Source organism: Paraplanobispora takensis (assembly GCF_016863195.1).
Classification (GTDB): Bacteria; Actinomycetota; Actinomycetes; order Streptosporangiales; family Streptosporangiaceae; genus Planobispora; species Planobispora takensis.
The window spans coordinates 1-8609 of record NZ_BOOK01000098.1 but is presented as its reverse complement, the minus strand read 5'-3'; the positions used below and the strand labels follow the sequence as shown (position 1 = coordinate 8609).

Here is an 8609-nt window from a genome sequence, read left to right as displayed (position 1 = left end):
TCATGACCGCCTGGACGCTGGCCTACGAGAGCTTCGACCCGGTGACCGAAGGGCTGCGTGAAGCGCTGTGCACGCTGGGCAACGGCTACTTCGCCAGCCGGGGCGCGGCGCCCGAGTCCGAAGCCGACGGCGTGCACTACCCCGGCACCTACGCGGCCGGCTGCTTCGACCGGCTGGACTCCACCGTGGCCGGGCGCACCGTGGGCAATGAGGACATCGTGAACCTGCCCAACTGGCTGCCGCTGACCTTCGCCACCCCCGCCACCACCTGGTTCCATCCGGGAACGGCGGACCTGCTGGACTACCGCCAGGAGCTGGATCTGCGCCAGGGTGTGCTGCACCGGACGTTCCGGTTCCGCGACGAGCACGGCCGTATCACCGCGGTCCGGCAGCGCCGTCTGGTGTCCATGGCCGACCCGCACCTGGCCGCGCTGGAGACCGTCTTCACCGCCGAGAACTGGTCGGGGCCGCTGCGTGTGCGCTCGGCGCTGGACGGCCGGGTGGGCAATCGGGGGGTCAGGCGCTACCGCGACCTGAACGGCGCCCACCTCACCGGGCACGCCACCGGCGCGCGCGATGGGATCACCTGGCTGACGGCCAAGACCCGGACCTCCGAGATCACCGTCGCCCTGGCCGCCCGGGTGGAGACCTCCCCCGCCCGGAGCCGGATCGACGCCAGAAGCACGTGGATCGCCGAGCACCACATGCTCGACCTGCACCAGGGGCAGGAGACAACGTTCACGAAGATCGTCGCACTGACGACCTCCCGCGACCACGCGATCGCCGACGCCCCCTCGGCCGCCATCCGCGCGATACGGCGCGCGCCCGGCTTCGGCGAGCTGCTCGACCGGCACCGGATGGCCTGGGCCGGCCTGTGGCACCGTGCCCGCCTGGATGTGAACGGCCCGCAGGTGGCGCGCGTCGTCCATCTGCACGTCTTCCACCTGCTGCAGACGCTCTCCCCGCACACCGCCGACCTGGACGCGGGCGTGCCCGCGCGCGGCCTGCACGGCGAGGCCTATCGGGGGCACATCTTCTGGGACGAGCTGTTCGTACTGCCCTGGCTCACCCTGCGCTTCCCGGAGGTCACCCGCGGACTGCTGCGCTACCGGTGGCGGCGCCTGCCCGAGGCCAGGGCGGCCGCGTGCGCCGCAGGCTTCACCGGCGCCATGTTCCCCTGGCAGAGCGGCAGCGACGGCACCGAGCAGACCCAGACACTGCACCTCAACCCGGTCTCCGGGCACTGGCTGCCCGACCACTCGCACCTGCAGCGGCACGTCGGGCTGGCCATCGCCTACAACGTCTGGCACTACCACGCGGCCACCGGCGACATCGAGTTCCTCGCCGAGGCCGGGGCGGAGCTGCTGGTGGAGATCGCCCGCTTCTTCGCCTCGCTGGCCGCCCTCGAGCCGGCCTCGGGCCGCTACGAGATCCGCGGCGTCATGGGGCCCGATGAGTACCACGAGGGCTATCCCGGCGCGCTCTCCCCCGGTCTGGACAACAACGCCTACACCAACGTCATGACGGTCTGGCTGCTGCTGCGCGCCCGCGAGGCACTGGACCTGCTGCCCGAGCGCGAACGGGAGGAGCTGGCGCTGCGGCTCGCACTCACCGGTCCGGAGCTGCAGCGCTGGGAGGACATCACCCGTCAGATGCGCGTCGACTTCCACGACGGGGTGATCAGCCAGTTCACCGGGTACGCCGACCTGCTGGAGCTGGACTGGCAGTGCTATCGGGGGGTGCGCCGCCTGGACCGGGCGCTGGAGGCCGAAGGCGACAGCCCCGACCGCTACCGGGCCTCCAAGCAGGCCGACGTGCTCATGCTGTTCTACCTGCTCACCGCCGACGAGCTCGGGCAGATCCTGGAACGGCTCGGCTACCCGGCCGCCCCGGACCTGATCCCCCGTACGATCCAGCACTATCTGAAGCGCACCTGTCACGGCTCCACGCTGAGCGCCGTCGTGCACGCCTGGGTGCTGGCCCGCTCCGACCGGGCGCGCTCCTGGCGGTTCTTCACCGAGGCGCTGGCCTGCGACATCGATGATGTGCAGGGCGGCACCACCGCCGAGGGCGTGCACCTGGGCGCCATGGCCGGAACGCTCGATCTGGTACAGCGCTGCTATCTCGGCCTGGAGACCAGCCCCGGCGAGGTACGGCTGAACCCGCAGCTGCCCGCCCGGCTCACCACCCTGGCCCTGCCGATCCGAATCCACGGCGCCTGCCTGTCCATCGGCGTGGGACGCGACGGCGTGCGGGTCAGTCGCGCCGACGACGGCCCCGAGCACCTGAGCATCACCGTGTACGGCCGGCGTGCCGAGCTTGGGCGCGGTGCCGAGCACTTCTTCGCCCGCCAGGAGCAGGAACGCGACGCACTCGTCCCGGCCCGCTGAACCGGCCCGTCCGAGCCGAGCCCCTTACGGCCGGCTCGTCGAGGATCTCGGTGAGCGGCCGCCGCAGGCTTCCGGCCTCCTCCGTGGTGATGCCCAGCCGCATGATCATCTGCAGGTGCTCCCCGGAGCACAGCTGCGTGCGGATGAACTCCCGCAGGTGGTACAGCTCCAGCGCCTGGGTGTGGAAGGCCGCGTCATCGCACCGTCTGCTCTCCGGTGAGCGCGACCAGCTCAGTACCTCCAGCCAGAAGCCCTGGTCTTGGGCTTGGACCTCCTGGGCGGAATCGGCCGGGCCCGTTCTTTTCTGGGGCGGGGCCGGCGCATCCGCTCCTCGCGGACAGGGATCAGCGCGCCCGCTCCGCGCGGGGGTGGGCCAGGCGCAGCAGATCGCACAAGAGCGGGGTGACCAGGCCCGCGGCCAGTGCCATGGCCCAGCCCAGCGGTGGCAGCGGCACCAGCGCCAGCAGCGCGCCGAGCGGCGGTGCCAGGGTCACCAGCGTCTGCAGCGCCGCCGTGGCAAGCACCGCGATCAGTACAGCGCGCCCGTGCCACCAGCCGTGCTCGAACGTCCAGCGGCGGGCACGGGCGACGTAGGCCAGAGTGAGCCGGGCGTAGACCAGGGCCAGCACGGCCTGGGTGCGCACCTGCTCCTCACTCCAGTCCAGGTGGCGGGCGACCTCGACGGCGGCGAAGACGAGTGCGCCGATGAGCAGCGCCCGCAGTGCCATCTCGGTGACGGCGGGCCGCGACAGCAGGCCGCCTCGGCGAGGACGCAGGGTGAGCGGGTCTCCGGCGGGCCGGTCGACGCCCAGAGCGATGGCCGGGATGCCGTCCAGGACCAGGTTGATCCAGAGCAGGTGGACCGGGAGCAGCGGGATGACCAGGTCGGGCCAGAGCAGCAGGCCGACCAGGACCAAGAAGATCTCGGCGAGGTTCCCGGTGAGCAGGTAACCGATCATCGAGGCGACGTTGTGGTGAAGCCCGCGGCCGTGGCGCACCCCGGTGACGATGGTGCCCAGCTCGCCGTTGGTGACGACGACGGAGGCGGCCTCGCGGGCGACGTCGGTGCCCTCCTCGCCGGCCATGGCCACGCCGACGTCGGCGTGGCGCAGCGCCGGGGCGTCGTTGACGCCGTCGCCGGTCATGGTGACGACCTCGCCGTGCTCGCGCAGCGCGCGCACCAGTTCAAGCTTGGTGGCCGGATCGACGCGGGCCAGCACCCCGGCCTGGCGCAGCAGCGCCGCGCGGCCGCTGCCGTTCCTCCCGGCCCTCTCCAGACCGGCACTGTCCCGGTCGGCGCCGTCGAGGGTGGCGCCGGTGATGACGGGGTCGGGCTCGATGCCGACGTCGGCGGCCACGGCCCGGGCGGTGTCGGCGTGGTCGCCGGTGACCATCACCACGCGGATGCCCGCGGCCCGGCAGTCGGCGACCGCGCTCCGGGCCGAGGGGCGGATCTCGTCGCTGAGGGCGACCAGCCCGGCCGGGGTGAGTCCGGTGGCGTCGAGCTCCGCGAGCTGCTCAAGATCGGCTACGCCGGGAGTCGCAGAGCCTGCGGAGGTGGCCAGAATGTCGGGGTCGGCCGCGTCTCGTCCCGCGGAGCCGGTGGAGCCCGCGGAGGTGACGGGACTTTGTGAGGTGGCCAGAGCGAGCACCCGCAGACCGCGCCGGGCCAGCTCGGGGACGGCGGCGGCCAGCCGGTCCACCTCGGGACCGGGCGCACAACGCGCGAGGACGACCTCGGGCGCGCCCTTGAGGGTCAGCAACGGCCCATCGGCGGTGGCGGTGAGCACCGTCATGGACCGGGTCTCGGCGTCGAAGGGGCGCTCGGCCAGACGGCTCTCACCCGGCGGGAGCCGGACGCCGCGGGCGGTGGCGGCCGCCTGCAGCGCCACATCGACGGCGTCGCCGAGCCCGTCGCGGGCGTCGTTGCAGCGCAGCGCGGCTCGCCACAGCTCGGCGTCCGGCGTGTCCGCGTGGCCGGTACCGGAGACGGTCACCCGGTCGGCGTCCGATGCATCCGTACGCCCCGCCCCGGGCATGGCCGCCCGACCGGCACCCACCGTGTCCGCGCGACCTGCGCCGGAGGCGATCACCTGGTCGGCGACGGTCAGGCGCCCGGTGGTCAAGGTGCCGGTCTTGTCGGTGGCGATGACGGTGGTCGCCCCCAGCGCCTCGATCGCCGGCAACTTGCGGACGATCACACCGAGCTTGGCCATGCGCTGCGAGCCCAGGGCCATGGCGGTGGTCACCGCCGCGGCCATGCTTTCGGGGACCGCGGCGATGGCCAGGGCCACCCCGGCCAAGATGATGTCTGCCAGCGCGGCCTGGCCCTGGCTGACCCGGCTCAGGCCGATCAACACCATCACGGTGCCTGCGCCCAGGGCCAGCACGCCGATGCGCCGGGAGGCCTGGGCCAGATCCCGCTCCAGCGGGCTCTTGCCGCCGCCCTCCAGCGCGGCGGCGATGCGGCCCATCTCGGTGTCCGCACCGGTCCGCATCACCAGCGCGGTTCCCGTGCCGCGCACGATGAGGGTGCCGGAGAACAGCTCCCCTTTCCGATCGCCCAGAGGGGTGCCGTCCTTCGCGGGCGCGGTGGGGTGTTTGTCGGCCGACAGCGACTCTCCGGTGAGCATCGCCTCGTCGACGGCCAGGGCGCCGGCGGACAGGATGCGGGCGTCGGCGGGCACGCGGTCCCCGGCGGCGACTTCGATGACATCGCCGGGCACGACCTCGGCGGCCGGAACGCGCCGCACCGTGCCGTCCCGCCGGACCTTGGCCATCGGCGCCGTGAGGGTGCGCAACGCGCGCACCGCCTGATCGGCTCTGCTCTCCTGACCGACCCCGATGACGACGTTGACCACCAGGATGGCGACGATGGCCGCGCCCTCGGAGACCTCGCGCAGCACCAGCAGGGTGATCAGCCCGGCGATCAGCAGCAGGACCGACAGCGGATCGGCGAGCTGACGGACCACCCGGGCGGCCAGCGACGGCGGTTGCGGTTGCGGGAGCGCGTTGGGACCGTGCTCGGCCAGCAGCCGTACGGCGGCCTCCTGCGACAGCCCGCCGACGGCGCGCAGGTCGATGTCGTCCATGGCCTCAGCAAATCACCGGTGGTGGTGGCGGGTCCCGGACCGAAGGACACCTCCGGGAAGGACCTTCGTCCTTGATCATTCGTCTGCCAAGTCGATCGGGCACCGGAGCAGGCCAGGTCGGCGACGCGGCGAGGTCCTCTGGGCGACGCGGCAGGGTCGCAGGGGCAATAGGGCCCTCCGCCCCTGGGATGGCCTGCCGTCACCGGCAATACAGCGCCGAGACCGTACGCCGCTTGGCCGCCGCGCTGGACACCAGCGCAGAGGAGTTGCTGGGCGGCGAGGTGGATCTGCCGCCGGGGCGGGGCCGTGCCGGGGCGCACCCCGTACTGGAGGAGCTCGACGCCGCAGAATGCCTGCGGCTGATCTCGCCGGGCGGCGTCGGCCGGGTGGGGTTCACCACTGCTCTCGGTCCGGCGATCATCCCGGTCAACTACGTGTTCCACGAGGGCGCGGCGCTGTTTCGCACCGCCATCGGCGGTCCGATGGACGAGGATCTGCGCACCCATCTGAAAGGCGTCGCAATCAAGATCGCCTTCGAGGTCGACCACATCGACGAGGCCACTCGGACGGGCTGGAGCGTGCTCATCCTGGGCGGCGCCCACCAGGTCTCCGCCGAGGACCGGGCCGCCGCCGTCTCCTCGGGGGTCGAGGCGTGGGCCGGCGGCGAGCGCGAACTCTACATCCGCATCGTCCCCGCGGAGATCACCGGCCGCCGCATCCGCCAGGAACCGGGCGCACCCGCCACAACCTGATGACCATGGCGCAAGGCGCGCAACCGATCAAGGAGCGAGCCGAGCGCCTGGCGCACGCCGGATGACGGCCGATCCGCCGTCACGGAGGCGCGCCCGAGGATCACCTGTTCTCTCCCGCGGCGCGGTCCGCAAGAGCAACCCCCTGTCCGGCGGTCGGCCTCTCCTATCCGGACGGCTGCCGGTGGGGGGCGGGGACGATGGCGACCGGGCACGGCGCGTGCTCGGCCATCGCCCGGGCGATCGTGCCCAGCCGGCCCCGGTTGTGGAAGCGGCCCGCGCCGACGACGACCATGATCGCGCCGGTACCGGCTTCCTCCAGGGCGTCTGCGGGTGCGGCGGCCACGGATCGGCAGGTGACCGGCACATCCGGGTAGCGCTCGCGCCAGGGTGCCAGGTGCTTGTCCATCCGCTCGCGTTCCGCCTCGATGCCGGGCAGCGGCTCCATCACCGTCCCCCCTTCGGCGGGCTGCTGGTGCCCGGCGTGCACGGCCACCAGTCGCAACTGCCGCAGTGCGGCCTCGGCGAAGGCGAACTCCACCACCTCTTCCGGGGTGATGACGGTCAGCCCGAGGACCAGGGGGCCGGGCTCCACCGGCGCGGGGATCGGACCCGGACCCCGTACGATGATCACCGGGGCGTGCGTGTGCGTGGTGACGTAGGTCGCCACCGAACCGACCACGGAGCGGGCCAGGGCGTCCAGGCCGCGGGAGCCGACCACGACCAGCTGCGCGCCGGCCGACAGCTCCACGATGCGCTCGGCCGCCGCGCCCTCGTACAGGTCGGCGCGGACGTCGGTGAGCGCGCTGGTCGAGCGCACGCAGTCGACGCCGTGGTAGAGCACGTGCTCGGCGGCCTTGCGCAGGTGCAGCCGGGCGTCTTCGGATGCCTTGCCGTACGGCCAGCGCCAGGCGTGGGTGACCGTCAGCGATGCTCCGCGCAGCTCGGCCTCGTCCATCGCCCAGTCCAGGGCCTGCATGGAAAAATCCGAGCCGTCGTAGCCGACGACGATCCGGCCGGGGGCGGATGCGTGCGGATCAGTCATTGCTCTCACCTCACCCTCATCCTCGGAAAAGATGGTATTTCGCGGCAGAGCGCAACGTCCCTGTGCGCCGGGGACGTTGGGCCCGGATTCTGGGTAATCGGCCAGCCCCGGACCAGGGGACGGGGTCTCCGATCCGGGCGGGCGCCGATCGCGGTGCCGACGCTCTCAGCCGATTTCCTCCCATGCGACGGCATCCGGCGGAACGACGACCGCCGGGCAGCACAGGTTCCGCATGCACGCCAGCAGTACCGGGCCGAGCCGCCCGTCGCCGGCCCGGTGCGCGCCGAAGCCCAAGTCGCCGCTCACCTTTCCGCGGCCATGCGGGTGGCCATCTCCACCAGCCGGCTGGCATACCCCCACTCGTTGTCATACCAGCCGAAGACCTTGACCAGCTCACCGTCGGCCTGGGTCAGCGCCGAGTCGAAGACACAGGAGGCCGGATCGCCGATGACGTCACGAGAGACCAGCGGCGCGACGCTGTAGCGCATGATGCCCTCCAACTGCGCCCCGGCCGCCTCGGCGAAGGCCCGGTTGACCTCCTCGGCGCTGACCGGACGGGCCAGCAGCGCCGCCAGGTCGGTCAGCGAGCCGTCCTCCACCGGCACCCGCAACGCGATGCCGTCCAGCCGGCCGGCCAGCTCGGGCAGGACCCGGCCCACCATGCGGGCCGCACCGGTGGTGGTGGGGATGATGTTGACCGCCGCCGAGCGGGCCCGGCGCGGATCCTTGTGCGGGGCATCCAGCAGCCGCTGATCCCCGGTGTAGGCGTGCACCGTCGTCATGAACCCCTTGACCAGGCCGAAGCTCTCGTGCAGCACCTTGACCATCGGCGCGACGCAGTTGGTGGTGCACGAGGCCAGCGAGACGATCTCATGGCGGATCGGATCGTAGGCGTCATCGTTGACGCCGGGCACGATGCTGACATCGACGCTCTTGCCCGGGGCGGAGATCAGCACCCGGCGGGCGCCGCCCTTCAGATGGGCGGCCGCCTGCTCACGGGTGCGGAATCGGCCGGTGGCCTCGATGACCAGAGCGGCCCCGTAGGCGGCCCAGTCGATGCCGGCCGGGTCGGGATGGGCGGTGACCGGGATGCTGCGGCCGTCGACGTCGATGTGCGAGGCCGAGGAGCCGACCGCCAGGTCCAAGGGCCCGTAGGTGGAGTCGAAGGCCAGCAGGTGCGCCAGGGTCGCGGCGTCGGTGACGTCGTTGATCGCCACGACCTCCAGGCCCAGGGGCAGCGCACGCCGCAGGAAGGCCCGGCCGATCCGGCCGAACCCGTTGATACCGATCTTCATGATGGTCCCCTTCCCGCGCCGCATTCCGGCTTCATCGT

General features: G+C 72.5%; 5 protein-coding genes. 2 read left to right on the top strand and 3 right to left on the bottom strand.

Annotation, left to right across the window (positions count from 1 at the left end):
• The first annotated feature begins 2 nt into the window (after positions 1-2).
• A complete protein-coding gene (locus Pta02_RS40260) occupies positions 3-2390 on the top strand; it encodes a glycoside hydrolase family 65 protein (RefSeq protein ID WP_203880320.1) in 2388 nt (795 codons plus the stop codon).
• 344 nt (positions 2391-2734) lie between these two features.
• On the opposite strand, the gene Pta02_RS40255 is transcribed toward Pta02_RS40260, so the two are convergent.
• Entirely contained in the window at positions 2735-5482 is a 2748-nt protein-coding gene (locus tag Pta02_RS40255; protein WP_203880319.1) for a cation-translocating P-type ATPase, read from the bottom strand.
• A gap of 233 nt (positions 5483-5715) precedes the next feature.
• Here Pta02_RS40255 and Pta02_RS40250 point away from each other — a divergent pair, with 233 nt between their 5' ends.
• On the top strand, positions 5716-6234 hold the full coding sequence (locus tag Pta02_RS40250; protein ID WP_239131598.1) for a pyridoxamine 5'-phosphate oxidase family protein: 519 nt from the start codon (positions 5716-5718) through the stop codon (positions 6232-6234).
• Positions 6235-6397: 163 nt separating this feature from the next.
• Here the strand turns inward: Pta02_RS40250 and Pta02_RS40245 are convergent, their stop codons facing one another.
• Together Pta02_RS40245 and gap are read right to left on the bottom strand one after the other, a co-directional pair.
• Positions 6398-7276, bottom strand: a complete 879-nt coding sequence (locus Pta02_RS40245; protein WP_203880317.1) for a universal stress protein — start codon at positions 7274-7276, stop codon at positions 6398-6400.
• 302 nt (positions 7277-7578) lie between these two features.
• On the bottom strand, positions 7579-8571 hold the full coding sequence (gene gap / locus Pta02_RS40240) for a type I glyceraldehyde-3-phosphate dehydrogenase (protein ID WP_203880316.1): 993 nt from the start codon (positions 8569-8571) through the stop codon (positions 7579-7581).
• Positions 8572-8609 lie beyond the last annotated feature (38 nt).